Genomic DNA, 24561 nt, shown 5'->3' on the forward strand with positions numbered 1-24561 from the left:
TTATGTGTTTATCGAAATCATTATATTGAATAAATAATACCCTTTGATCGTATTTATCCATAGTTTTGATTGCTTTTTAATCTTTAATAGACCGTAAGAGTCCACTAAACAGAGTCAGTTTCTCAGTGAAAATGCCGACGTCAATGGGAATAAAGATTAAGGAGCAACCTGTCGCTGCAGGTGCTCCTTCAATGAGGCGGGAATAAAACTAATCTGCTTTTTTTCCGGGATCTGCCATAGTCCGAAACCGGGCGTCCATGGCAGCGAGAATACTTCTGGCTAAATGACCAATGCCAGGTTTCTGACCATCCGCATAAGGAATTGGACGACAGAGCGCCATGGCCCTGAGCCCCATGCGGGCAGAATAGATACCGACACCAACCCCGCTGGCGGCCTGGGAGCTGACCACGCCCAGCAACCGGTTGGAAGTAAAGTCTGATAGCTGATCAGACAGCAGTTCTGTCGCACCAGCCAGCGCCATCTGTTCCAGAACCATGGTTAACAGGTGGCTACGGGCAGGCAATGAAGGCCTGACGCCGTATACCTGACAGATCTCATCCAGCATCCGGATACTGCGCCAGACCGACAGCAGCATATCAACGGCGGCAAATGGGCTGAGAGCCACCATCAAAGCGACTTGCTGGCTATGTTGTGAAATACAGGCAAGCGCCCGCTGGTCCAGTGTCTGGAAAAAATGGCTATCCAGGTAAACCAGCAGCTCGCTGTCATCGCTGTAATCCGGCATCTCAGACCACACTTGTTCCAGCAGCATCTGCTGGGTCTTACCCTGATAGAGCTTACTCAACTGCCCGGTCCATTGGCTGGCTAATACGGTCGTTCTCTGGTCTCGAAACTGTGCAGCCTGCGCCTGTAGTTCGGTGATCTGTCGAAAGTCCCGTTGATACAGGAAAAACTCCACCACGGCTTTAACGACAGTGACCGTCAGGGCCAGAAAAAGCAAGGCAAACACTAAGGCCAAAGACCAATGCAGTTGATAGAGAAAAAGGCCCAGTTCCACCGTTTGCCAAAGCACCAATATCAACAACAGGGTCAGCAGCCCGTAACATGCCGACCGGATAAAGCGCAGTGGTTTGGCCGCCAGTTCAGGTCCTTGCAACACCGGATCCCGGAAACCATCACTGATGGACTCCGGAGTCTCCAGGAGTTGCTCTGGTTCCAGAGGGATAAAGTACGGATCGTGATGTCGGGTCATGAAAACCGGTCTCCCAGCAGATCATTAAGAATGCTATCCAGACGGATATGGGGTAATCGGCCACCTGTGATCAGCTGCAGCCCCCCGGGCGGCAGCAACCGGCGCAGTTGCCAATGGCCCAGAGCCTGCCAGTCATCCAACGTCGGAATCTGTTCCGGAATATCCGGATGCAGTAGTACTCCCGGCCCCTGCTCCGTCATCCCCTGTAGAGCCTGATGCCCCTGATAATCGACATATGTCGTTGAGCGAACGGCGGCAACGGCTTCACAGCGGACATCCGTCGCATTGAACGCCGCTCTGCGCCTGGCCTCCTGAACCAGGTTTGCTGTCAGCCCCCTCACCGCTTCATGCTGGTCAGGCAGCACCTGATCAATTTTACTGGCGGCAAAAACGACCCGGTCAATGCGTGGCTGAATCAATCGTCTGAGCAGACTGTTGCGCCCATAATCGAAACTTTGCAGTACCTGAGTCAACGAGAAGCGAAGATCATCAAACGCTTCCTGGCCACGGTTCAACGACTTGAGCACATCCACCAGCACCAGCTGTCGATCCACCTTCTGAAAGGTATTTTGATAAAAGGGTTTGACCCGGGTTTCCAGGTAACGCTGATAATGCCTTGCACACACTTTGAATAAAGAACTCTCCACAGCTTCACTTAACTGATCTTCTGAACAACCAGTGATGGCAAGCAGGGGAATAAACGGCAGTTTACTCTCATCACCTGAAGGTGCAGCATGCAGCCAGCGACCGGGTTGAATCATGGTCAAGCCCGCCTGCTGACAAGCCTTGAGAAAGGTCAGTTGTTCCTGCCACAATACTTGCAGTTCCAGCTCGGAAATGGTCGCCAGAGGATTAATGGACTTCAGCTTTTCGATAAAACTCCGGCCAATAGACCGGCGTATGGCACTGTCAAAAAGGGCGTGACATTGCCCACACCAGGCACGGTAATCCATGGCCAGTAGCGGCAGATCCAGCAGCCACTCCCCCGGATAGTCACGAATCTCCAGATAAAGACGACTGATTCCCGGTTTTCCCCGGCGCAATAACCCGGGTGGCTGACGGAACTTGATCTCCAGCAGGCAGCCAGACTCATCCCTTGTAGCTTCCGGCCACCGCTCTCTTGATAAAGCGTCAATACCCCGCTGATAAGGAAACAGTGTGACACCATTCAGAGCGGACAGTTTTACCCCCAATAAGCGATCCTGAAGCACCGGGGGGAAGGCAGCCAGAAGGGCATCAGGATAGTGCTGTAACTGATGAATAAGACTGGTGATCAGGGTGGTTTTGCCACTGCCACTGAAGCCGGTCACTCCCAGTGTCATTCGCCGGTTAAGCAGCCGGTCGACGCCATTTTCCAGGGAACTGGCTGCAGACCTGGCAAGAGCCATCGCTTTATCCTGCCCAATCAGCAAAGACTGCTTGACCTTGGTCTTTATTGGTTTCATTGAACCATTCTCGATTTTAAGAGTCTAATTCTCTGAATAATTACTAAATCAGATTAAAAATCATTATGTTACATTTAAAGGCTCAAAAAGGGTACTGAAGGTAGAAGCCTCAGATGATACGACCCCATGTAAGCAGCAATCATTAAACCCTGCGGTTAGATGCTGTCCTGAAGAGAAAATCAATAGCAGGTCCGTCACCGGTTTCACACCTTTTTTCTACTCAAAAAACAACAACCCCAACATGATGCCATGGAGTGATCATTTCGAGCGCATCTATCATTCCCTGGCGAAACAAAAGGGTGAAAGTCTCATACTGAGCACAACTCCAGACTCTGGAGCATAGGTTTTACGTCCCGGAGCCAAAATACCCGAACAGGAAAGGCGACCAAACGCAGCTATGATTTTCATGCGACAAAAGAATCATCTGCGAGAGGCCGCCCTCCATGGAAGTATGTCACCCACTGACCATTCCCGCTAGTAATCACTGCCCTGCAATCGAGATGCTGCAACATCGGTTATCTCTTCTTCGCCAGTCATGCCATGAGCTCCACTGGGAGGATTACGAAAATGAACTGCATAACCTCATGGCTCTTGCAGAGCAGGAGATTCTCTCTGAAGACCTCCAAAAACTGGACGTCAATGAACCTTCTATTGAGGTCAAGGGCACTGTTTATCGCAGGGTGGCTCAAAATCATCAAACATACCAATCTGCTGCTGGCCCTGTCCGGGTAAAGTGAACCCTGTATCGATCCGGCTCAGGAAGCAAATGTATAGTCCCCCTGGAGCTCCAGGCAGGGATTGTTGAAGGGTTCTGGTTACCCAGGGCAGCAAAGCAAGCGGCATGGATGGTGGCTCAGTTGCCACCAACCGAAGTTGCAAGCCTTCTTGAGTTGCAGGGAAATATGAAACCGTCGGCCAGTACTTTGGCTCGTCTTCCTGCAAAACTCAGTGAACGGTGGGAACAGTATCTTGAACCTTTTGAGTATATTCTGGCAGACAACTTTCAGGTTCCAGCCAATGCTGTGACGGTAGCGGCCTCTCTTGATGGTGTAATGCTGCCTATGAAGGACGGAAAGCGTCAGGAAAAACGGGACAAGGGAGCAGCTGAAGGCAAGCGTACCAGAGGCCCTGCGGGTTGTCAGGAAGCCAGTTGTGGGACGCTGTCGTTTTATGATGATCTGGGTAATCGTCTATCCACCATAAGGATGGGGCGAATGCCCGAGAGCAAAAAGGAGACATTGAAACAGTCCGTCAAGAATCACCTGAATAAGGTCCTTGAACAAAAGCCGGGTCTGACATTGGTGAAAGTCGCAGATGGAGCCAAAGACAACTGGACATATCTCTCCAGCGATTTACCTGAAGGTCATGAAATTATCGACTTTTACCATGCGGCAGAGCACCTGAAGAAAGCCTTTGATCTGTCGTACGGTGAAAATAGTCCAAAGGCTAAAGAGAAGTTCAAAACGTACCGGCATATTCTGAAAGAAGAAACTGGCGGAATTGATAAAGTCATCAAGGCCCTGGCTTACCAACACAAAAAACACCCGCGCCGATCCAAGCTTAAGACCGAACTGGAATACTTCAGAAAAAATAGCCCACGGATGAAGTACGTAGAGCATTTGTCAAAAAGTCTTCCCATCGGCTCCGGAGTGATTGAAGCAGCATGCAAAACACTGGTTACTCAGCGCATGAAATGTTCGGGAATGCGGTGGAGAAATCCGGGAGGCCAAGGGATTCTAACGATCAGGTCTTTAATCCAGAGCGACTGGTTTGATAAGGGCTGGCGGCTTCTGTCGGTCACCTATCGAGCCAAGATCAGCGGTCATAACGGCAATGTCATCCCATTTCCTAATAAAGTAGATCCATAGTACTTGTCAGTATGAGACTTTCACCCAAAGCATTTACGCATCTATCATTAGTTGCAACCTGAACCCTTGGGTGGTGAATGCCCGGCACGTCAAGAATGTACCCGGTCGCAAGACGGATACATTGGACAGCCAGTGGCTCGCCCATCTTGCCCATTGCGGCCTGGTTCGCCCGAGCTTTGTACCTCACCCAGATCAGGAACAATTACGTTTACTGACTCGTCGGCGAGACACACTGGTCAAGCAAATGGCCAATGAAAAGAATCGTCTTCATAAAATTCTGGACGACAGCGGTATCCGACTGGGTGGCCTGATCAGTGATATCAACGGCAAGTCTGGCCAGCGCATGGTAAACGCTCTGATTGATGGCGAATCTCTTCAGGACATTATCAAGAAGGCTGATAGTCGACTGAAGGCCGACAGAAAGCAGCTGATGGCCAGCATGGATGAAGAGCTTTCACCTTCTCATCGCATCGTATTGACAGATATTCGGGATCACATTGATTTTCTGAGCAAGCAGCAGGATAAGCTGGAAAAACAGATTCTCAAAAGCATTGAGCCCTTGAAAGAAGCCTGGCAGATACTGCAGACGCTACCCGGAGTCAGTGAAATGAGTGCAGCAACACTGATCGCAGAAATCGGTGATGACATGAGCAAGTTCGGAGGCATGAAGGAAATCGCCTCATGGGCGGGGCTGTGTCCGGGCAACAACGAGAGTGCTGGGAAATGCAAAAGTGGTCGAACCCGAAAAGGGAACAAGATGATCAAAACGATCTTGTGCGAGGAGGCTAATGCTGCCATCAAGACCAAGAGCCAGTTCAAGGGCAAGTACCAAAGCCTGGTCATTCGCAGGGGCCATAAGCGAAGCCTGGTTGCCATAGCTCACAAGCTCATTCGTGTAATTTATACCTTACTAAAGCTACGCCAGCTTTATATTGATCCTGACACTGATTACGAGGGTTTGATGGTCAGGAAGAATGCGGCACGCTGGTTGAACAAACTGGTCGATTACGGCTACCTGGCTCAGGCTCAGAAATAAGCCTGAGTTTTATTAATACGATAGTTCCTTGTTCTGTACAGGGCGGTTCCTTGCACCTTGAGTTCAGGGATTTTCACGGCAAAGAGAATGTATGCAGAACCGAAATGGTTTCCCGAGCCAGTCAGATTCTTAATATCAGTAATTTAACCAATAGGCTATAGCATCTTACGCCCTGGCCCTGTGATGAAGGGCCGGGCCAGGATTTTTTAAGCTGTGCCCATGAACATCAAAATGTACAGGAGTTCACCGATACGAGTTTGCCAATCAGTAAAATGGCATCATCGTAGCTGAGATTGGACTGATAAATGGTGTTGTCCAGTAATACCCGATAATTATCATCGTAGTCATGCTGCCTTAACAGGCGGCAATGAGGGATTCGTTCAGCGATGTCGTTATGGAAAAACGGATACCGCCTGGCTGGGCTGGTTCTATTAACCCTGTTAGCAGTAGCCACTTTGATTCTTATGGATGTATAGCCCTCACTGGAAAGACGAAAGATTTCACTCATATTGATTTCCCTGTCATCACCCGGTTTCAGGTGAATCGTATAGGTAGTGGCATCTTCATAGCTTGGCGGCATATCCAGATACTGGGCGGCGATTGAGAGCTGCGCAATTGAACACAGTGATAGCGTCACTATAAATGTCAGTAAATGTTTCATGGGTAGCAGACCATTTATTAAATGAGATTGAATCAGCGGCCACCACAGCCGGGAATAGAATCCCGCATCACAGTTCAATTGACTTTTTATGCTGCAGCAGGAACGCCGTTAAAAAAGTAGACCATCTGGGGAGGATTTGTTTATTTGTTTCGGTTGATAGGTTTCGATTGTCAGTATAACTTGCCGTCTTGCCAGGGCAGCGGGACGAGGGACGAGCTATATTAGGGAACTTTTGTTAATCGGATATAGCCGTGAATTCGTCACTGTCTGTAAATGCCCTGACCAGGCGATCGATGAATAGAAGTGGCAAGCGACCTGCTGATTCTCCAGTTTGTTCATCCATTCGGGCTATCGCTGTTCGCAAGCATTTATCCGGTTGTGATAACGAGTCGCCCAAAAAAGACATTGATCTACCCCTGTTGGGTAAGAGGAAGGTTGATACTGCAGAGAGTAGCCTGTCTGAGAAGCTGGGTGCCATTCCTGTTATCCGGGTGGGGCTTGCCGAGAGTCCCGGTCAGGGAGACCATACAGCTGCATTCAGTATCATCGAAGGGCTGGCTCACCTTGGCTTTAAAGGCAGGGTCGAGCTGGTTCTGAAATTTAATGGGGAGGATGAATGGCAGCGGATGAAGGATAAGCTGCGGTTATTCATGCCAGAATTTAACCCCGGGAATGATGGCGTACAGACTTTGCATTATTCTGGCCTGGTGTGTGAGTGTATTCCTTTTAAACAGTTGGCGGATCATTGCGCTATTAACCAAAGACCTTTGGTGCAACCCCTTGGTTTCTGGGCTATGAACGGTAACCGCTCATGGTTGGTGTCAAAAGTGGCGATTGTTATTCCGCCCTTCAAATGGAGCAACACGACGCCCAGAATCGAGCGGTGCAATGGCATGCATCAGAACCTGGACCTTCCGGCGCTGGCAAACTATCAGACCGCTTATTTACTGCAAAAACCGGATATCCCGGCGCTAATGAAGGGCGACTCAAGAGCCGCCAGCCTGACAAAAATCCTGAGAGAAACGGAAGCCGGTAGAATTCATTTGCTGCCACTTTATGGTATTCACCATCATGCCCTGGAGCCTGCCCATGACGTGATTATCAGAAGATTGCTGTCAGGGGTCGTGAAAAGCCATACCTCAGAGTTGGAGAAAACGGTGGTTTTGGTATTGAGCCCACTGGCAAATCTTGAACGGCTTCGGGTATTACAAAAATCCTTGCAGGTGCCATTTTATGATTTGCAGAACAGGGAATGGGAGAACTCGGTTCATGAACCTGTCGAGCTTCTGTATTGTGGCCCGGTACCCAAACCATTATTTGAATGGATCAGCTGTGTTGATCGCCCCCTGATTCAGGAAGGGGCTAACAGCGCTACGTTTATGAATCTGCTGGGTAAGGCTTATCTGCCGTTGCGGCCAGATGGCGATACCCCGCTGCCCGAGCTGCCTGGCTCACCTCCAGCCAAACAGCAGTACACCCCTGCCATGCATAACCCTGTTGCCAGTGTTGAGCGAGCAAGAATTGAGCAGCTTGGCAGAGGCCTCACCCACGATTTGCAGGCATACAACTACTATTCTGTGGCGCTGGACCTGTGTAAAAAGCTAAGGCCATTGTTATCCCCGATAGCAACTCAGGATTTGGTGTCTGGGTTTGCAGGCATGGTTGGTGCCAATCACTTTGCTGAATCACACTTTCGTCCATCTCTCCTGGAAGCGATCACCTATAGCAGTGGGTTATTGAGCGAAAACCAGCAAGAATGGCTGTCATGCCTCTCTCTGGCCAATAGCCTGTTACCCGGGGCGATTCCTGAAGCCCTTAAGGTAAAACTCATAGGGTGTGGCAAAGCGTTACGGAGAAACCACGTGAATTTAGAAAAGCTGATTGCTTATCGTACTTCAGGTTTAAATATGCCCGATCTCAGATCGCAACTTGCCCCCCTGTCTTTCAGACGTTTTGAGGTTTGCAGGGCAACGACTGTGGAGTGTCCTGTGAGTACGGAAGATACTGGTAGCGATATAGACGTGAATGAATTGGTTGGTGATATTTGTGATAATTTTTCACTCTTGATTCCCACTTTATTTCATATCCTCAGGGCGGATTTTTCCGATGATGCTCTACTGGCATCATCGTTCAGGGATGGGGACGGTCAGCAAAGTCTGCTGGATAAAATTATTGGGCAATTGTTTTATGGGAACATGACTTATGATGCAGAGATAAGATCGCTTCTTGAGCCAAAGGCAGGCAGTCCTGATGATGACCTGGCGTTGTTTTTGCGCGGTGAGTTTGGAGGGGCTTTCTTCCAACAGGTGCGTGAACTGATGATGGAATCCAAAAATAATGCAATTTATTGCGGCCTGGCCAAGTTGACCGGAAAAGACTGGAATCTGATATTATCCGAAGGTATTTCTACAAATTCAGTCAGTTCTGATCAACGTTAGATGTTGATTTAATAAAGAGCCACTGATTGCTTTTCGTCATTTTTTTTATGTTTTCTTATAACTGCTTATGTATCAGCGGATACTTCATCATCGGGCTTCTGAACTTTAACCGCAGCGGGAAGTTTCAGAAACAAATTTTTGTATTCTTTATGCAAATGGTTGAGGAGTTTTGAACAATGATCCATAACAGTATTGCCTTGTTTGTCTTTGATATGCATCAGCGTAAAAAATGTTTCAGGACCAAGTCTCTGAATTAACAGATTACAGATTACTTCACAGGAAGATTTACAGGAAAAGAGTTTGTGCAGAGGTGTGCAGCCATCGTTGTCTTTAAGTTAAGTAACTCAACTAGTGGAAGACCATTTGCAATTAGTTGACATAGCTGCGTCATAATATACTTTTGTGCTTTTGGAAACCCACTGCCCAAAGAACGTATTGTTTTTGGGGGAGTTACCAAAAGTACGTGTAAAGGGGTTGAGTCATCATTTTTCAAACGACCTTGCAAAAATGAGAGTAGTTCATAGTTTTGATTCAGCCATTCAATGGTAAGTTCTCAGAAAGTGCTGACATAAAGCGAAATACACGTCTCTGGCCTATCCTTTTACACCATGAATTTTCCTTTTCCTGTAACCAATGCCCTGCATGACCATCCAGGCCAAAAAGTTTGGGTGAAAGTCTCATACTGAGCACAACTCCAGACTCTGGAGCATAGGTTTTACGTCCCGGAGCCAAAATACCCGAACAGGAAAGGCGACCAAACGCAGCTATGATTTTCATGCGACAAAAGAATCATCTGCGAGAGGCCGCCCTCCATGGAAGTATGTCACCCACTGACCATTCCCGCTAGTAATCACTGCCCTGCAATCGAGATGCTGCAACATCGGTTATCTCTTCTTCGCCAGTCATGCCATGAGCTCCACTGGGAGGATTACGAAAATGAACTGCATAACCTCATGGCTCTTGCAGAGCAGGAGATTCTCTCTGAAGACCTCCAAAAACTGGACGTCAATGAACCTTCTATTGAGGTCAAGGGCACTGTTTATCGCAGGGTGGCTCAAAATCATCAAACATACCAATCTGCTGCTGGCCCTGTCCGGGTAAAGTGAACCCTGTATCGATCCGGCTCAGGAAGCAAATGTATAGTCCCCCTGGAACTCCAGGCAGGGATTGTTGAAGGGTTCTGGTTACCCAGGGCAGCAAAGCAAGCGGCATGGATGGTGGCTCAGTTGCCACCAACCGAAGTTGCAAGCCTTCTTGAGTTGCAGGGAAATATGAAACCGTCGGCCAGTACTTTGGCTCGTCTTCCTGCAAAACTCAGTGAACGGTGGGAACAGTATCTTGAACCTTTTGAGTATATTCTGGCAGACAACTTTCAGGTTCCAGCCAATGCTGTGACGGTAGCGGCCTCTCTTGATGGTGTAATGCTGCCTATGAAGGACGGAAAGCGTCAGGAAAAACGGGACAAGGGAGCAGCTGAAGGCAAGCGTACCAGAGGCCCTGCGGGTTGTCAGGAAGCCAGTTGTGGGACGCTGTCGTTTTATGATGATCTGGGTAATCGTCTATCCACCATAAGGATGGGGCGAATGCCCGAGAGCAAAAAGGAGACATTGAAACAGTCCGTCAAGAATCACCTGAATAAGGTCCTTGAACAAAAGCCGGGTCTGACATTGGTGAAAGTCGCAGATGGAGCCAAAGACAACTGGACATATCTCTCCAGCGATTTACCTGAAGGTCATGAAATTATCGACTTTTACCATGCGGCAGAGCACCTGAAGAAAGCCTTTGATCTGTCGTACGGTGAAAATAGTCCAAAGGCTAAAGAGAAGTTCAAAACGTACCGGCATATTCTGAAAGAAGAAACTGGCGGAATTGATAAAGTCATCAAGGCCCTGGCTTACCAACACAAAAAACACCCGCGCCGATCCAAGCTTAAGACCGAACTGGAATACTTCAGAAAAAATAGCCCACGGATGAAGTACGTAGAGCATTTGTCAAAAAGTCTTCCCATCGGCTCCGGAGTGATTGAAGCAGCATGCAAAACACTGGTTACTCAGCGCATGAAATGTTCGGGAATGCGGTGGAGAAATCCGGGAGGCCAAGGGATTCTAACGATCAGGTCTTTAATCCAGAGCGACTGGTTTGATAAGGGCTGGCGGCTTCTGTCGGTCACCTATCGAGCCAAGATCAGCGGTCATAACGGCAATGTCATCCCATTTCCTAATAAAGTAGATCCATAGTACTTGTCAGTATGAGACTTTCACCCAATGCTTTTCCAGTAGACACCGGTACTTTCCATGACCACCAGGTCAATCTGATGTTGTTTCAGGAACTGGCACATCAGCTCCCGGTCTTTCCGGAAGGTGCCGAATTCACGGGTTAATGTTTGAATATTGCCGTCTGGCATTTCTTTGCGTATGGCAACCATGACCATCATTTTATGGACATCAATGCCTGCGCAATTTTTCACAATGGTTTGCATCGTCTATGCTCCAAACGTTCACGGAGGAACGGCAGAGCCTGACGGACTGGATCGGATCGCCATGATCTCACCTGGAGAACAGGACTGTTTGCCGTGCATTCAATGTTTCAGAAATGTAACCTTGATGGTGCCAGTTCAGAACCATGAGATAAGCGAGGGTGCGAACGATCCAGCCCGGGTCAATTTGTGTTCAGGGTCTACAAGCCACTGCAAAGATAACGACCACTGTCAGGCTCTGCACCATGATGATTGTGGCAGAGCCTAATTTTCATTGTGTGGGGTGACCGAAATGTCGGTCATGAGCATTTGTGTCTCAATAAGGAACTATTTTCCAATTTATCAGTCTGATGTTAGAGAAAACCCTTTAATTCTTACTATTTGAATAATTTACAAGGACTGATTCCATGAAACTCATCCAATTACTGTTCAGGCTATCTTCTCTGATACTTTGTACGACTTTACTGTCAGCCGGGGCTTTTGAACTTGCGGCACCTGCTTACCAAAATGATTTACCGCCCAGCTATGAGGATTCCGTGGCCCATTCCACCTATACCATCCAGCTCAAGCCCGGAGACAACAGATTCATTAGCTTCGTTGAGCTTTTCGGTCGGGGCTATTACAACCTGAGAGTCAATGTAGCCAGTGATTTGAAGCAGCCACATTGCCGTCTCTTTAAGCAGAGCAACGGTTATTACCGTGTTCAACTGGATAACATGATTTATGATTCAAACCTGCATTATGACGATGCCGTATTAGAGATTGGTAAACTCGTCTCTGTGAACGCCTGCCGATTCTGATCTCTGCGAAGATTGTAATGGTGGGAGCCATACTGCTCCCTTCACAGAGGAAGCGTAGTGGTGAACTTCATCTGTTCCATGGCAAAACTGGAGGTTACATCGGTCAATCCCTCCACGGTGTTGACCAGCGCCTTATAGAAGCAATCAAATGACTGAATATCTTTTTCAGCCAGCTCAGCCAACGAGAGAGTCGTATCCTCCTGCAACTCCCGTAATATATTGCAGTCAATTTTATCCATAATGTTTTAAATGCTGTCACTGGTTAGCAGGCCCACCACATTCTGGTCACTTTGCTGCGCTTCGGGGGAACTGAACAGACGTCGACGAATCAGGGTTTCAGCCAACAGGTCACCAATAGCCAGCAGAACCGTAGTATAGGTCGTGGGGGCTGGCTCCCGGTCTTCACGGCTCTCCACCACACTGGCATCCAGCACGATATCCGCCTGCTCAGCAACCGGCCCCGCCGGATCACCGGTAATGGCAATCACTTTGTTACCCATTTGCCGAATTGCCGGATAAAGCCGTAGCAGCTCCCCAGTCCTGCCACTGTACGACAACATGATAATAACGTCACCGGGGCCAATCATACTCAGATTGTCTTCCCAGGTTTCAGCGGCATTCAGTATGTGCGTAGACAAGCCTGTGGCATTAAGCGTTGCAGCGATTTTCTGTCCCACCAGGCCAGACTGCTTCATACCAAACAGAATGGTGCGTCCACGGCACTCGGCCAACAGCTCCAGGGCAGCCGTGAAGCTACCATTGATTCTGGTTTCCAGAGACTTGAGTGCTTCGATCTGTCCGGCAACACTGTTACGCATGACATCTGAAACCAGCAGGTTGTGGTCTAAATTCATGGTCCATCTCTTCTAATCATTTTCCAACAGTTTGACATAGAGAGGGTGACAGATAATTGATCAGGAGCATTAATGCAAAACATTTGGGTCAATGAACCTTTCACTATATTCAAGTGTCCATACAGGTACTTTTAACAGAAATTGGAGTCACCATGAATATTGGCAATATGGCAACAGGTTTGGCGGGGCTTGGTTTGGCAGCTGTCATCGATCTCAATTGTAGAGTTCACTCTCCTGGTAGCCGGACTATCTGGCGAGAACGTGATGTTATCGCTTTTTCTGGTATCGCAGGAACCAGTTTAAGTCTGTTGCAATGTATCTGGGAAGGCAGAGATGTTTCTGCCAGATCCGTGATCACACTGGCAACGAACGCTAGTATTCTTTTTTACGCTCTCCAGCTACCCTGGGGTGATCCCATGCGTGATTTCACGTAACTATCTTCTGAAAAAACCCTATAGCTTCTGAAACCCTATAGACCCTTGGCTTCCAATGGCGGCAAGCACATGAACTTCGGTTCAATATGGCTGCCGTCAGTAGTACTGCTCGGCTGGCGTCTTGCAAAAAATACTCAGGTTTAGATAACTATGAGTAGGTTTTAGCAGGTTTTTAGAAGCGGTATTATTTCAGGTAGACAACACCCTCAATAACCTCACACTCCAGGGCAGTCAGCATATCCCCCGGACAAGGCCCGGCAATACACTCCCCCGTCTCAATCAGAAACTGGGCACCGTGGGTAGCGCACTGAATCAGCCGCTTCTCTGAATCCAGAAACTGATCCGGCTGCCACTCAAGGTTAATACCAAAATGCGGGCAACTATTTTCGTAGACGTATACCTGATCACCTTTGCGTACGGCAAAGATATGTCCACGCTCATTAAGGAAACCTTTGCTACCGGGATCCTGAAGCTCATCAATAGAACACAAACGAATCATTACTTTCCCATAAAACCAAACAGCTAATCCTATGGCGAGTCACTTACAGACTGACTGACGTGAAAATCGCTAAAGATAATACCATCCCTCACCAGAAAAACCGATACAAACCATCGACATCCTTAGCCAGCAGGAAATTTTCGTAGATGGAACTTTTCCCCGAAATTGTACTCAAATATTAAAAGAAAATCGAAAAACATCACCTGCCGTTCTTATATGGCTTTGAAAAACCCGCTAAAAAAATCCTACCAAAAAATGGAAAGGAAAGGAATCATGATAAATCCAACTGATTTAAGTTATACAGCAAACGATCCAGCCTCAAATAAGATAACTGAACTTAGGGAAATGACGAAAAGTTCCATTTTTTCAAAATCAGTATCAATACCACCAACCGCTCACAATGCTGCGAATGATCACAACCCCTTCAACAATAAGATGCCTTCAAGGAAAGATATCATAGTTCCCCCCAAAATCAATTTGGATGCAAGAGCAGCTGAAAGAATATTAAATGATCCTGGCGGACTTAAGCCTGGCTACTTTCAAGCAGTTAATGAGGTAGCAGCAGCCCTGCAATCTCAATTTGATTCAAATGAATTAACTTCAGGTTTTCCTGTTAGAGAGCTTTATAGATTATTTATTGATAGAAAAGATTGGCAGTCTGAACCTGTTTTTTTTGCATATGAAAATGAATCTGGTTACACCAAAGCCATGTTATCCGGTTTTCTGGAAATGAAAAGTATTCTTTCGGATGGTGTTTTAGATTCAGAAAGAGTCACAAAGATCCATGATCTGTGTGTTCAGGGTGTTTCTGGTAGAAATGGACAGCCACTGCCCAATTATGACAATGTTGAATGCGCAGTAAATCTTGTTTTCAACGACACTGGGGATTCAAACTGTAGTAAAAAAGGTTTCAAGGAAATATCAGAGTTAACAAGAAACATGAAAGGGATTGAAATTCTTAATTTTAAGCCTTTGATTGATGAAAATCATAACAAAATCTTTGGAGAGATTAATCCTGTTCAACTTGTTAACCAAAGTGGAAAAGAAATAATAATAGGTCGAGTTTATCACGAAATACCTTTAAACAGAGAAAATATTAAAACATATTGTGATAAATACAATAAACAAATTTCTGTTATCAAAACTCTCTATAACTCTGAAGAAGTAACCCAGCACAAAATTATAACCACCATAGCTGAAGTGTGTCGAAATATTCAGGTAACTCATCCATATCAAGATGGCAATGCAAGGGCTATAGGGTGCCTGTTAGTCAATGGACTACTGATGGCCGAAGGAATGTCGCCTGCAATAATTCATGATGCCAATTTCTTTGATGGTCATTCAGTGGATGAACTTGTTGAAGTTATTAAAGAAGGCCAACAAGAGTTTCAGGGTTTGAGAGATAGCACAAAATATCTTTAAATAATTATTGCTTTACATACCCTCTAATGTTACGAACCACTCAAAGAAGCTGGAATATACCGATAGATGCTCTGCATCGGGAGCAAATGATGCCATCAGGCAGTGGAAATGCTGTCTGTGCTTGAGCACTTGGTGTTATCAAGGTAATCCCCAGCTTCACAGTGAAGCTGTTTTACCTCAAAGTAGTTTATTCATAGCCGGGGAAACCGCGTTCGAGTAAGCTGAACGAAATTATCAGGAGTCTATTTTTTACCAGCTCCTTTGGCAGGCCAGAAAACAGCCATGTTTTACAAGTCCCGGCGCTACACCCTGTTATCAATCTGCCGATTGACTGTTATAAGCTGACAAAATATAACAATGTATAAAGAGTTGCCATGAGACGTTCACCAAACTTCCGTCAATGCTTTCGCAGGGTGAGCGACTCACGGCCAGCGCTTTTATCACACCAAAAGTAAAACAGGACGTTTTACGCAGTCACTAACAGGGATCATAGAGATTGAAGCTTTTGTTATGTTGAACAAGTTATCTCATTGCTTACTCTTTTTTTCACTGGCCACATCACTTCTGCTCCCCACATACAGTCTGGCTAACGAGTCAGAACGGCAGCAGATGCTGTTCAAGCACGTTGAAAAAGCACTGAAGACAGGGGACCATAAACTTTACGAGAGTTATCGATCAGAACTCAGTGATTACCCTCTGGCTCCCTACCTTGAGTACCTCAGCCTCACCAACGATCTTGATCGCATCAACCAGAGCGATATTGACCAGTTTGCCAGCCAATACCCCGATTTACCGCAAACCAGCCAGCTCCATTACAAATGGCTGCGGCATCTGGCCAGTAACCAGCGCTGGCAATCCTATCTTGCTGCCTATCAGCAGGATGATGGCGGCCGCTATCAGTGCCTGAAAGGCGTAGCCCTGCACGCACTGGGACAGAACGAACAGGCCTGGCTGGAGGCAAAAAGTCTCTGGCTGAAAGGCCAGTCACAACACAAGGCCTGCGATCCGTTATTCGACGGCTGGAAAGCCTCTGGCGAACTCACTCAAAGCCTGATTATTGCCCGCTTCTGGATGGCTGCTGAGCAAAACAACCTGTCCCTTGCCCGCTACCTGAATAAGTCCATTAAAGATACGTCTTTCAAGGTCTCGACAGAGCTGTTCTGGGAAGTCAACAAACATCCTGAACTGCTTCATACCGCCCGCTTTAATGGTGACCTGGAACATCAGCGGATCATTATGCTTCATGGCATCAAGAAACTGATTACCAAAGATCTGGACCTTGCCGTCAGCACCTGGCTGGCAATGCGCAACCGCTACCCTTTTTCCCCGAAGCAGCGATCCGCTGTCGACCAGCGGATCGCCATGAAAGCGGCCAAGAACTTTGTGGACAACGCCGAAGAAATTATTGCCAGCATTGACCCCAATTTTCATTATCAAAAGGTCACCGAGTGGCGAATCAGACTGGCGCTGGCTGATCAGGACTGGGAAAGAGTCCTGATTCTGTTAGAACATCTGCCAGCGACTATCAGAAACAGCAGCCGCTGGCGCTATTGGAACGAAGTCGCCCTGCTCAAGTTTCAGGAGGCAAGCTATCAGCTGGTCGGGATGCCTCTGCCGAGCAAACCCACGCTGTTGCAAACACCGACACTGAGCGCACTGGGCCAGGAACGGAACTTTTACGCTTTTCTGGTGGCAGATCTTAAAGGACAACCCTTTCAACTGAACCACCAGCAAAAAGCCATTCACCAACAGGATCTGCACAGACTCAAGCAATATTATCCGGGCTTTAAACGTATTCGTGAATGGCTGCACCATAAGCGCTTTTATAACGCCCAAATGGAGCTGAACCGGATAACCCCGAGTCTGGATAAAACCCAGCAACAGTTAATTCCCTATCTCGCCCATCAATGGGAATGGCACCATCAGGCGATTATGGCGGCTGCCCGGGCAACGCTCTGGGACGACCTTAGCCTCCGCTTCCCGACACCGGACGCTGATATTTTCAGTGCGCAGGCAGAAAAACGTAAACTGGATTATCCCTGGGTTCTGGCCATTGCCCGTCAGGAAAGTGCGTTCCATCCCATGGCGCGCTCCAGCGCTGGTGCCATGGGGTTAATGCAGTTGATGCCGACAACCGCGAAACAGGCGGCTAAACAGGCCGGAATACCCTATAGAAAGAAGTCAGAACTGTTTAAACCAGAAATTAACATCGCCCTTGGAACTACTCACCTTGCCTGGTTGTCCAAACGGTTTGAAGACAGCCGAATTCTGGCAACAGCGGCTTACAATGCCGGGAGTACTCCGGTGAAACGCTGGCTGAAACAGAGAGGGCATCTGCCACTGGATATCTGGATTGAGACCATTCCCTACGATGAAACTCGTAAGTACGTCCAGAATGTCATGGCTTATCGCGTGATTTACAGTCTGCTGGAAGACCAGCCTGCACGTATGCTCTCATCTCAGGAGATGGCCTCCCTCAGTCTTAACCTGCAGGAGTCCAGGATTATTGCCCAGAGAGAGCAAGGGCAACCATGACAGGGTGCTTCGGTTTTCCGCTCAGGAAAAGTCTTCAGGTTCTGATACACTGATTAGTTCTAATTTTTATTATTTGGAGAACAACGTTTATGGACAGGCGTCATAAAACCCATGCTGTTCAGGTTGGACACGTCACCATTGGCGGTGATGCTCCCATTGTGGTTCAGTCAATGACGGACACCGATACTGCGGATGTCCAGAAAACCATTGACCAGATTCGCCTGCTGGCGGATGCAGGCTCTGAAATCGTTCGCGTAACGGTGAATTCAGAGGAAGCAGCGGCCGCTATTCCGGCAATCTACGAAGGGCTGGCCAAACACAACTGCAATGTACCCATTGTCGGGGACTTCCATTACAACGGTCACCTCCTGCTGACCAAGTACGATGAAACCGCCAGGCTGCTGCACAAGTACAGAATTAACCCTGGTAATGTCGGCTTTGGCGATAAGAAGGATGACCGCTTTAATGCCATGATTGATGTTGCCATCAAATACGATAAACCGGTGCGTATCGGCGTTAACTGGGGCAGCCTCGACAAAGAGCTTTCTACCCAGCTGATGGATGAAAATGCCCGATCCGCCAACCCGAAGTCTTCCCAGGAAATCCTCCATGAAGCATTGGTCCTGTCTTCCCTGACCAGTGCCGATGCTGCGGTTAAGCGTGGTCTCGGTGCCAACAAAATCGTTATCTCCTGTAAAGTCTCCCGGGTACAGGATCTGATCAGCGTCTACCAGATGCTGGCTGATCGCTGTGAATACGCCCTGCACCTTGGGTTGACCGAAGCCGGAATGGGCAGCAAGGGCATTGTGGCATCCAGTGTCGCCATGGGTATTCTTCTGCAGCATGGTATTGGCAACACTATCCGCACCTCCCTGACGCCAGAGCCCGGAGCCTCCCGCGATAAAGAGGTGATTGTCTCTCAGCAGATCCTTCAGGCCCTGGATGTTCGCAGTTTTGCTCCGGAAGTGACCGCCTGTCCTGGCTGTGGTCGTACCACCAGCACCTTCTTCCGGGTTCTGACCGATGAAGTGGACGGTTTCCTGCGCAGTAAAATGGTGAACTGGCGTCACCAGTATGTCGGTGTGGAGAATATGAAAGTTGCCGTGATGGGCTGTGTGGTTAATGGTCCGGGGGAAAGCAAGCATGCCAACATCGGTATCAGTCTGCCCGGTACCGGTGAGGCACCTTCTGCCCCGGTATTTGTTGATGGTGAGAAATTCACCACACTGAAAGGTGAGAACATCGCTGAAGACTATAAGAAACTGATCGAAGAGTATGTTCAGAAAACCTATGCTCCCCGGGAGCAGGTGATTGCCAGCAACTGATGTTAAAAATCTGATACATCAGCACCGCCACACTGTGGCGGTGCTGCCCTCTCTTCATTTTTCCCTCAGCAAAATTGACATCCATCTAATTCGCCAGCTTTGCCCTGATTGGCCTTTCACTTCATCGGAAAGACCGTCTCAGGACAAGCTTTAGGGGATTTAAGGCGTCAGGGTCAGGGTATATTTTGCATCACCCGGTAAGAACGGACTGGCCTTCCCTTCCACCCAGTCCATATAACCTGCGCTAAAGAAAGGAGAGAGCGGGTGACCACTCTGACCACCCGGCATGTGAAATATTGCTTCATCTTCACGCCCGGGAGACACCACCAACCGTTCAGATACCCCCTGATCGGCACGCTGGGCCCTGGGCATCCAGACATCGCCAGAGAGAGGTACGGCGGGCATCTCCAGCAGTCTGCCAAAGACAGGAATGGCACCACTCAAAGGGTGGCGGATATCAGCGGTATTCCTCTGTCCCCAGGTGGCATTGCTCAGCTGATCTGCGCCTCCCAGATCACTCACCACCTGATCCACGGTTTCGATCAGCAACTCATCCCAATTTTCGTACTGAGGACTCAGCCAATGCAGCGGACGTTCTTCCAGAAGACGCCATATCATCTCGCTTTCATGGTTTAACTTCTGCATAAAGCCATCTTCTACATTCTCTTTGGCTTCTGCAGAGAGGGACAGAAAGTAGCGCCCCAGTGATGACATGATCTTCAGTTTAAGTGCATCTTTATACTCACGGACCAAACGGTAACCAACGTCATCAGTAGCAGCCTTGCCAGACCAGTTGTTCACATAGCGATAAAACGTCTGGCGGGAAAGGTTCCCCGCCATCACGTCATCCGTGAGTGTATCCAGCACCAGCCGCCGCCAGTTATCCATATAGAGAGCACGATGATCCAGGGCAATCTCCAGCAACGCTTGTTCATCAGCACGCTCAAGTGCCATCAGCGCATCACGAATCTGTATCTGCCGGGGTCCGAGGGCATAACCCCCGTTGCCCATCTTGTCGTAGTCTGCTCCGCTTACGATACGGGCATTGGCAGTCCAGACTCGTTGATCCGCAGGGTTATATACGCGGGGATAATGCACATCCGGCAGCCAGCCATCCCAGTTATCATCAGCCTGCTGCCAGGACAGTGGGTAAGTGGAATCGATACCTGAACGGTCTGGAATCTGTCCGGCAACCGTCCAGCCAATATTGCCTTCACGGTCACCCACCGTAAAGTTCTGGGGTGGAATTCCGCTGCGGTTGGCAATGGCCATTCCCTGTTCTGCATTGCGGGCAACTTCCAGGCTTACCAGGTTAACATTGGTCGCCTCCGGACGATGGGCAGTCCAGCGCAGGGCATATTGCGTATCGTCGTAGGCCGAATCAACCACCGGCCCCCAATGGGTGCCTGAATAGTCAACGACAACCGGCTCCTGGTCTTTGATATGGATGGTTTCAGTCCAACGTTCAAGGGATTTCGGCCCATCATTGGTCATGTACTGGCCATCATCAATATCCAGCTCCACCAGATCAACCCAGTCACCAGCGGTATTGGTAAAGCCCCAGGCGATATGGGTATTGCTGCCAACCACAATAAACGGTGTGCCCGGTAATGTGACTCCGGTAATACTGACCCTGTCCTCTGGCTGGTCCGGGTGTGGATAACTCAAGGAAGCCCGATACCAGATGGTGGGTACCCGATGGCTCAAGTGCATATCATCCTGAATGATGGCTCCACCATGGTCCGTTAACTCTCCGGATACCGCCCAGTTGTTACTGCCAATAAGACTGTCTTCCAGCGTCGTTCCACCCAGATTGGCATATAGCTCTGTCTCTTTGCTGCGCAGGTCAACCAGCTCTGCCCCCGGGGTTGGCATATCCGGCAACTCACCGGGCTGCATTGGTGAGTCCCAGCGGGTTTTCAGCGGCGAAAGAAAATCGATAACAGCAGGTACAGTTACACGACTGAGAAAGCCTTTCAGGTTATCCAGTTTTACTTCATCATCATTGAGATCCATGTACATGCTGAAGATCGACAGAAAAGAGTCTTCGTTTTGCCAGGGCTCAGGCTCCACACCCAGCAACAGATATTCAAAAGGCTTCTGCCCAAGATCTTTCAGGCCATGATTGACACCATCGGTATAGGCATTCAAAAGAGCCTGATGTTCAGCGCTCATAATCTCAACCGCCTGCTGAGCAACCTTGCGGAAACGATGTTTTCTCTGACGTTTATCGTGATCCAGCGCCAGTTCACCCACCAGTTCAGACAGTTCACCCGCAGAGTTACGCCGATTCAAATCCATCTGAAAAAATCGTTCCTGGGCATGGAGATAACCGGTAGCAAAGGCAACATCCATACGATCACTGCCGGATATCAGGGGAACACCCTGAGCATCCCGCTCAATCGTAACCGCAGCATTCAGAAGGGGAGCCTTTACTTCCCCCTCCAGCATGGGGAGACTTTGGCGAAGAAGAACAAACGCCGTAAGAATGATCAGCAGAGATATTGATACAAGGAGAAAAAAGCCTCTCCTTAACCAGGTCAGCATCGATACTACTCCATTATTGTTATTATATGAGGCTGGAAAAATAGCACAGTTTTACTTGGCTGCCCATGGAATCCTAAAACCCATAACTAAGAGACGCTGGTCACCAGATACATCATCAGCCCTGATCAAAACAGCATCATACGCCTGCAAAAATTATCACTTGGTCCAACGTTATAAATCCCGATAGAATACCGCTCATTTTTAATGGTGCTAACGTACTAATATTTGGTACTTCGCCTGAGTTCCCTCACCTCAACTAAAAAGGACTTGCTATGCAAATCAGCAATCGCGGCCTGAACATTCTGCTTTTATTATCGATATTTCATATCGTGACCATCACTGCCAGTAACTATCTGGTACAAATACCGTTTCAATTCTTTGGAATGCACACCACCTGGGGAGCATTCACCTTTCCGTTTATTTTCCTGGCCACAGACCTGACCGTAAGAATCTACGGATCTGAGCAGGCCCGGAAGATCATATTTACCGCCATGTTCCCGGCCCTGCTGATCTCCTACCTGGTGTCAGTCCTGTTCGTGGATGGAACCTTTCAGGGATTGGCAAGCCTGGCCAGCTTTAACGCCTTTGTCGCCAGAATTGCCGTTGCCAGCTTTGCGGCATACCTGGTTGGCCAGATTCTGGATATCACCGTTTTCAACCGTTTGCGCCAAAATGCCATGTGGTGGGTAGCTCCGGCCTGTTCAACCATTGCTGGCAACCTGATTGATACCCTCAGCTTCTTCAGTCTGGCCTTTGCCGGTTCATCAGACTCTTTCATGGCGGCACACTGGATGGAAATTGCCCTGGTGGACTACGGCTACAAGCTGGCCATCAGCATGCTGTTCTTCCTGCCTATGTATGGCGTGTTGCTGAACTTCCTGGTGAACAGGTTGAATGTACCCATGCAAATGAACTCTCAACAGACTGCATAAAAGCCTGCGTATAAAGCAAAGCCCCGTTTAACGGGGCTTTACATAAATCCTGAGAAAGATAAGCTGATTGGGAGATCGGGGGATATAATAAAGCAATGAGTATTTCCGTAATAGCCAGTCGCCTTACTCAGGGCACTGACCTGAAAACAGCCGTGCAGGAACTGGTTAACAAGCACCGGATTTCCGCAGGTTCACTGGTCTCCTGTGTTGGCAGTCTGTCCAGAATAAACCTTCGTCTTGCTGGCGCAGAAACGACGTTAGTTACTGAGGGCCCTTTTGAAATCGTCTCTGTCATGGGAACGTTGACACCAGATCATCAGCATATCCACATGGCTGTGGCTGATGCTAAAGGGCATGTTTTTGGAGGGCACCTGCTAGAAGGAAATATCGTTGATAGTACTGCTGAGGTGATTATTCACAGTTATCCACAGCTGAGCTTCTCAAGGGCTTTTGATCCATCCACAGGCTACACGGAACTTGTTATTGATAAGCACTAGTTTTTAATTAGACGTATCATCTGAAGGCTTTCAAACATTTTTTTCTTATCGTTTTCCGATAGATGCCTGGTATTCACTGTTCTGACAAAGTCTTTCTGCTGTTTATTGTCAAAAGCCCCTCCATCTTTCAGGTATTCGCTGATTCTCACCACAATTTCATCACCAAGCGCCGAAATCTTTGGCCTGACCTCAGAAGCTAAATCCCGATATTCACTATGTTCAGGATGTGTAGATAACCAGTCAGCCATATAGCGATATTGAATCGCCTTGGCAGCATCCATCTGTGCCTGGAAGAAATCAGCAATAGAGTCCGGTTGTAAACCTGCCTGCTGTGCATTGACCAATGCCTTCTCAAGCACCTGCTGTTCTCTGGTCAGATCTTCGACCGCGCGGTGGTTCCTGGCTTTGAATAAGGCGACATCCTGCATATAGTTCAACCGCTGGTTGATTAACTGAAAGATTCCATTCGACATTGTATCTGCAACCGCCAAGGTGGAGAGCGTCAAACAGAGCAACCCGGTTACGAAAAGCTTCATACTTCCCCAACAATCCTCAGAGCTTTGAACCAGTTTCATTCCATTGATTCAGCCAGTGACACCCAGCTCATATTTTACCCAATACCTATAAATATCTGCTGGGAGCCTGTCGGACTTAAGCGCCCGTAGCGAGGATTGCGAGAAATTGAGGATAAAAATTTCTGCTTCTGAGGAGAATAGCGGGGCTATGATTATGTTAGCGCCACTGACCGATCTGTTATCACCATTGCAGGGAACAAAAGGTACTGTCCTCGCATCAAACTCTCTGAAGAACCTACTGAGGATCGCACCCATGCCAATAAAAACGCACCTGCAAGTATTCATTACAACACTACTCTGCATTAGTTTTTTCAGCTTTGCTGAGACGGTTCAACCATGGAAAACGGGCAAAACAAGACGAATTGGTAGTGGCAGGATGCCAGTCATCCAGGTATACGAAGATGACGTCAATGGTTTTATTGCCTGTTATTTACATGACGATATTCCACCTGACCTTGTAACAGGAGATAAACACCTCCAAGGTTTTGTGGCTATGAAGGGAATATACAAAGGACGCATTTTTCATCCAGAGGGGTATTTAGATACGGATATCACCCCTTTTCATACAACGCCCAGCGCCATGTGCCAGAACTACATTCCATCCTGCCAGGATGAGGGCAAAGAATGCTGGGCAGATGGTAATACCGGTGGATACTTCAGTCGCCTTATCAGAGCACTTGAAGCCGTCGATCGAATGCTGGACAGGCTGGAACCATACCGGTGGCAACTTCGGCAGCCTTGTTCAGGCACGTGAAGCTGTTGATCCAACCGTAACAATCTTTCTCCACAAAGCAAAAACCCCGATAGATTGCCCTATCGGGGTTTTCAGCCTTGAGCGTACTCAAGGTAAAAAATGGTGCCTGGCGATGACCTACTCTCACATGGGGAGACCCCACACTACCATCGGCGATCGGTCATTTCACTGCTGAGTTCGGGATGGGATCAGGTGGTTCTAACCTTCTATGGTCGCCAGGCTAAACTTTTTTGAGTGGGCAGTTTGCAGT

Annotated in this window: 23 protein-coding genes and 1 rRNA gene; 14 read left to right on the top strand and 10 right to left on the bottom strand. The window is 48.3% G+C overall.

From position 1 onward, the window contains the following. Window positions 1–208: 208 nt before the first annotated feature. Both O3276_RS14810 and O3276_RS14815 read right to left on the bottom strand, forming a co-directional pair. Window positions 209–1213 (bottom strand): YcjF family protein, encoded by a 1005-nt coding sequence (locus tag O3276_RS14810; RefSeq protein ID WP_269672039.1) that lies wholly within the window; start codon window positions 1211–1213, stop codon window positions 209–211. Continuing rightward, window positions 1210–2658 (bottom strand): YcjX family protein, encoded by a 1449-nt coding sequence (locus tag O3276_RS14815; RefSeq protein WP_269672040.1) that lies wholly within the window; start codon window positions 2656–2658, stop codon window positions 1210–1212. Before O3276_RS14815 ends, O3276_RS14810 begins: the two co-directional genes overlap by 4 nt. Window positions 2659–3101: 443 nt before the next feature. Here O3276_RS14815 and O3276_RS14820 point away from each other — a divergent pair, with 443 nt between their 5' ends. The 3 genes from O3276_RS14820 to O3276_RS14830 all read left to right on the top strand — a co-directional run bounded on the left by O3276_RS14820 (window position 3102) and on the right by O3276_RS14830 (window position 5562). Continuing rightward, window positions 3102–3395, top strand: coding sequence for a hypothetical protein (locus O3276_RS14820; protein WP_269672041.1), 294 nt, complete (start codon window positions 3102–3104; stop codon window positions 3393–3395). Window positions 3396–3560: 165 nt separating this feature from the next. Beyond that, window positions 3561–4526 (top strand): hypothetical protein, encoded by a 966-nt coding sequence (locus O3276_RS14825; RefSeq protein WP_269672042.1) that lies wholly within the window; start codon window positions 3561–3563, stop codon window positions 4524–4526. 31 nt (window positions 4527–4557) lie between these two features. Further along, window positions 4558–5562: an IS110 family RNA-guided transposase gene (locus O3276_RS14830; RefSeq protein WP_332328272.1), complete on the top strand. Its 1005-nt coding sequence runs from the start codon at window positions 4558–4560 to the stop codon at window positions 5560–5562. A gap of 226 nt (window positions 5563–5788) precedes the next feature. Here O3276_RS14830 and O3276_RS14835 read toward each other — a convergent pair whose 3' ends face one another. Continuing rightward, the gene (locus O3276_RS14835; RefSeq protein WP_269672043.1) at window positions 5789–6223 is read right to left on the bottom strand and encodes a hypothetical protein; all 435 of its coding nucleotides are present in this window, start codon (window positions 6221–6223) and stop codon (window positions 5789–5791) included. A 293-nt stretch (window positions 6224–6516) separates the two neighbouring features. Here O3276_RS14835 and O3276_RS14840 point away from each other — a divergent pair, with 293 nt between their 5' ends. The 3 genes from O3276_RS14840 to O3276_RS14850 all read left to right on the top strand — a co-directional run bounded on the left by O3276_RS14840 (window position 6517) and on the right by O3276_RS14850 (window position 10898). Further along, a complete protein-coding gene (locus tag O3276_RS14840) occupies window positions 6517–8661 on the top strand; it encodes a hypothetical protein (RefSeq protein WP_269672044.1) in 2145 nt (714 codons plus the stop codon). An 812-nt stretch (window positions 8662–9473) separates the two neighbouring features. Further along, window positions 9474–9767: a hypothetical protein gene (locus O3276_RS14845; RefSeq protein WP_269672041.1), complete on the top strand. Its 294-nt coding sequence runs from the start codon at window positions 9474–9476 to the stop codon at window positions 9765–9767. Between the two features lie 165 nt (window positions 9768–9932). Continuing rightward, window positions 9933–10898 carry a hypothetical protein gene (locus O3276_RS14850; RefSeq protein ID WP_269672042.1) on the top strand — a complete coding sequence of 322 codons (966 nt, stop codon included), beginning with the start codon at window positions 9933–9935 and terminating at the stop codon, window positions 10896–10898. 20 nt (window positions 10899–10918) lie between these two features. Here the strand turns inward: O3276_RS14850 and O3276_RS14855 are convergent, their stop codons facing one another. Further along, window positions 10919–11140, bottom strand: coding sequence for a hypothetical protein (locus O3276_RS14855; protein WP_269672045.1), 222 nt, complete (start codon window positions 11138–11140; stop codon window positions 10919–10921). A 404-nt stretch (window positions 11141–11544) separates the two neighbouring features. Here O3276_RS14855 and O3276_RS14860 point away from each other — a divergent pair, with 404 nt between their 5' ends. Next, window positions 11545–11937: a hypothetical protein gene (locus O3276_RS14860; RefSeq protein WP_269672046.1), complete on the top strand. Its 393-nt coding sequence runs from the start codon at window positions 11545–11547 to the stop codon at window positions 11935–11937. 41 nt (window positions 11938–11978) lie between these two features. On the opposite strand, the gene O3276_RS14865 is transcribed toward O3276_RS14860, so the two are convergent. Both O3276_RS14865 and O3276_RS14870 read right to left on the bottom strand, forming a co-directional pair. Beyond that, window positions 11979–12176, bottom strand: a complete 198-nt coding sequence (locus O3276_RS14865) for an Lrp/AsnC family transcriptional regulator (protein ID WP_269672047.1) — start codon at window positions 12174–12176, stop codon at window positions 11979–11981. 6 nt (window positions 12177–12182) lie between these two features. After that, on the bottom strand, window positions 12183–12791 hold the full coding sequence (locus O3276_RS14870; protein WP_269672048.1) for a KpsF/GutQ family sugar-phosphate isomerase: 609 nt from the start codon (window positions 12789–12791) through the stop codon (window positions 12183–12185). 152 nt (window positions 12792–12943) lie between these two features. Here O3276_RS14870 and O3276_RS14875 point away from each other — a divergent pair, with 152 nt between their 5' ends. Then, window positions 12944–13225, top strand: coding sequence for a hypothetical protein (locus tag O3276_RS14875; protein ID WP_269672049.1), 282 nt, complete (start codon window positions 12944–12946; stop codon window positions 13223–13225). 184 nt (window positions 13226–13409) lie between these two features. On the opposite strand, the gene O3276_RS14880 is transcribed toward O3276_RS14875, so the two are convergent. Continuing rightward, window positions 13410–13724 (bottom strand): Rieske (2Fe-2S) protein, encoded by a 315-nt coding sequence (locus O3276_RS14880; protein WP_269672050.1) that lies wholly within the window; start codon window positions 13722–13724, stop codon window positions 13410–13412. 216 nt (window positions 13725–13940) lie between these two features. Between O3276_RS14880 and O3276_RS14885 the strand changes: the two genes are divergently transcribed. From O3276_RS14885 to ispG, 3 genes are all read left to right on the top strand, one after another. After that, a complete protein-coding gene (locus O3276_RS14885; RefSeq protein ID WP_269672051.1) occupies window positions 13941–15146 on the top strand; it encodes a hypothetical protein in 1206 nt (401 codons plus the stop codon). A 510-nt stretch (window positions 15147–15656) separates the two neighbouring features. Next, complete coding sequence (locus O3276_RS14890) at window positions 15657–17681, top strand: transglycosylase SLT domain-containing protein (RefSeq protein WP_269672052.1); 2025 nt, start codon at window positions 15657–15659, stop codon at window positions 17679–17681. Between the two features lie 89 nt (window positions 17682–17770). Further along, on the top strand, window positions 17771–19006 hold the full coding sequence (ispG, locus tag O3276_RS14895) for a flavodoxin-dependent (E)-4-hydroxy-3-methylbut-2-enyl-diphosphate synthase (RefSeq protein WP_101748237.1): 1236 nt from the start codon (window positions 17771–17773) through the stop codon (window positions 19004–19006). 159 nt (window positions 19007–19165) lie between these two features. Here the strand turns inward: ispG and O3276_RS14900 are convergent, their stop codons facing one another. After that, complete coding sequence (locus tag O3276_RS14900) at window positions 19166–21553, bottom strand: penicillin acylase family protein (protein WP_269672053.1); 2388 nt, start codon at window positions 21551–21553, stop codon at window positions 19166–19168. Window positions 21554–21825: 272 nt separating this feature from the next. Between O3276_RS14900 and O3276_RS14905 the strand changes: the two genes are divergently transcribed. Then, on the top strand, window positions 21826–22485 hold the full coding sequence (locus O3276_RS14905) for a 7-cyano-7-deazaguanine/7-aminomethyl-7-deazaguanine transporter (protein WP_269672054.1): 660 nt from the start codon (window positions 21826–21828) through the stop codon (window positions 22483–22485). Between the two features lie 95 nt (window positions 22486–22580). After that, window positions 22581–22982 carry a PPC domain-containing DNA-binding protein gene (locus O3276_RS14910; RefSeq protein ID WP_269672055.1) on the top strand — a complete coding sequence of 134 codons (402 nt, stop codon included), beginning with the start codon at window positions 22581–22583 and terminating at the stop codon, window positions 22980–22982. Here O3276_RS14910 and O3276_RS14915 read toward each other — a convergent pair. Beyond that, on the bottom strand, window positions 22979–23557 hold the full coding sequence (locus tag O3276_RS14915) for a chorismate mutase (protein ID WP_332328117.1): 579 nt from the start codon (window positions 23555–23557) through the stop codon (window positions 22979–22981). The genes O3276_RS14910 and O3276_RS14915 overlap by 4 nt on opposite strands. Before the next feature lie 154 nt (window positions 23558–23711). Here O3276_RS14915 and O3276_RS14920 point away from each other — a divergent pair, with 154 nt between their 5' ends. Further along, the gene (locus O3276_RS14920; RefSeq protein WP_269672057.1) at window positions 23712–24311 is read left to right on the top strand and encodes a hypothetical protein; all 600 of its coding nucleotides are present in this window, start codon (window positions 23712–23714) and stop codon (window positions 24309–24311) included. A gap of 104 nt (window positions 24312–24415) precedes the next feature. Here O3276_RS14920 and rrf read toward each other — a convergent pair. Beyond that, window positions 24416–24531: ribosomal RNA gene (gene rrf, locus O3276_RS14925) — 5S ribosomal RNA — on the bottom strand. Window positions 24532–24561: the final 30 nt, after the last annotated feature.

The sequence above is a fragment of the Endozoicomonas sp. GU-1 genome (assembly GCF_027366395.1).
Lineage (GTDB): Bacteria > Pseudomonadota > Gammaproteobacteria > Pseudomonadales > Endozoicomonadaceae > Endozoicomonas.

Excerpts from the sequence above, each read along its gene's own strand:
- O3276_RS14810 (WP_269672039.1), bottom strand. The coding sequence starts at position 1,213 with ATGACCCGACATCACGATCCGTACTTTATCCCTCTGGAACCAGAGCAA.
- O3276_RS14815 (WP_269672040.1), bottom strand. The coding sequence starts at position 2,658 with ATGAAACCAATAAAGACCAAGGTCAAGCAGTCTTTGCTGATTGGGCAG.
- O3276_RS14820 (WP_269672041.1), top strand. The coding sequence starts at position 3,102 with ATGGAAGTATGTCACCCACTGACCATTCCCGCTAGTAATCACTGCCCT.
- O3276_RS14825 (WP_269672042.1), top strand. The coding sequence starts at position 3,561 with ATGAAACCGTCGGCCAGTACTTTGGCTCGTCTTCCTGCAAAACTCAGT.
- O3276_RS14835 (WP_269672043.1), bottom strand. The coding sequence starts at position 6,223 with ATGAAACATTTACTGACATTTATAGTGACGCTATCACTGTGTTCAATT.
- O3276_RS14840 (WP_269672044.1), top strand. The coding sequence starts at position 6,517 with ATGAATAGAAGTGGCAAGCGACCTGCTGATTCTCCAGTTTGTTCATCC.
- O3276_RS14845 (WP_269672041.1), top strand. The coding sequence starts at position 9,474 with ATGGAAGTATGTCACCCACTGACCATTCCCGCTAGTAATCACTGCCCT.
- O3276_RS14850 (WP_269672042.1), top strand. The coding sequence starts at position 9,933 with ATGAAACCGTCGGCCAGTACTTTGGCTCGTCTTCCTGCAAAACTCAGT.
- O3276_RS14855 (WP_269672045.1), bottom strand. The coding sequence starts at position 11,140 with ATGCAAACCATTGTGAAAAATTGCGCAGGCATTGATGTCCATAAAATG.
- O3276_RS14860 (WP_269672046.1), top strand. The coding sequence starts at position 11,545 with ATGAAACTCATCCAATTACTGTTCAGGCTATCTTCTCTGATACTTTGT.
- O3276_RS14865 (WP_269672047.1), bottom strand. The coding sequence starts at position 12,176 with ATGGATAAAATTGACTGCAATATATTACGGGAGTTGCAGGAGGATACG.
- O3276_RS14870 (WP_269672048.1), bottom strand. The coding sequence starts at position 12,791 with ATGAATTTAGACCACAACCTGCTGGTTTCAGATGTCATGCGTAACAGT.
- O3276_RS14875 (WP_269672049.1), top strand. The coding sequence starts at position 12,944 with ATGAATATTGGCAATATGGCAACAGGTTTGGCGGGGCTTGGTTTGGCA.
- O3276_RS14880 (WP_269672050.1), bottom strand. The coding sequence starts at position 13,724 with ATGATTCGTTTGTGTTCTATTGATGAGCTTCAGGATCCCGGTAGCAAA.
- O3276_RS14885 (WP_269672051.1), top strand. The coding sequence starts at position 13,941 with ATGGCTTTGAAAAACCCGCTAAAAAAATCCTACCAAAAAATGGAAAGG.
- O3276_RS14890 (WP_269672052.1), top strand. The coding sequence starts at position 15,657 with ATGTTGAACAAGTTATCTCATTGCTTACTCTTTTTTTCACTGGCCACA.
- ispG (WP_101748237.1), top strand. The coding sequence starts at position 17,771 with ATGGACAGGCGTCATAAAACCCATGCTGTTCAGGTTGGACACGTCACC.
- O3276_RS14900 (WP_269672053.1), bottom strand. The coding sequence starts at position 21,553 with ATGCTGACCTGGTTAAGGAGAGGCTTTTTTCTCCTTGTATCAATATCT.
- O3276_RS14905 (WP_269672054.1), top strand. The coding sequence starts at position 21,826 with ATGCAAATCAGCAATCGCGGCCTGAACATTCTGCTTTTATTATCGATA.
- O3276_RS14910 (WP_269672055.1), top strand. The coding sequence starts at position 22,581 with ATGAGTATTTCCGTAATAGCCAGTCGCCTTACTCAGGGCACTGACCTG.
- O3276_RS14915 (WP_332328117.1), bottom strand. The coding sequence starts at position 23,557 with ATGAAACTGGTTCAAAGCTCTGAGGATTGTTGGGGAAGTATGAAGCTT.
- O3276_RS14920 (WP_269672057.1), top strand. The coding sequence starts at position 23,712 with ATGTTAGCGCCACTGACCGATCTGTTATCACCATTGCAGGGAACAAAA.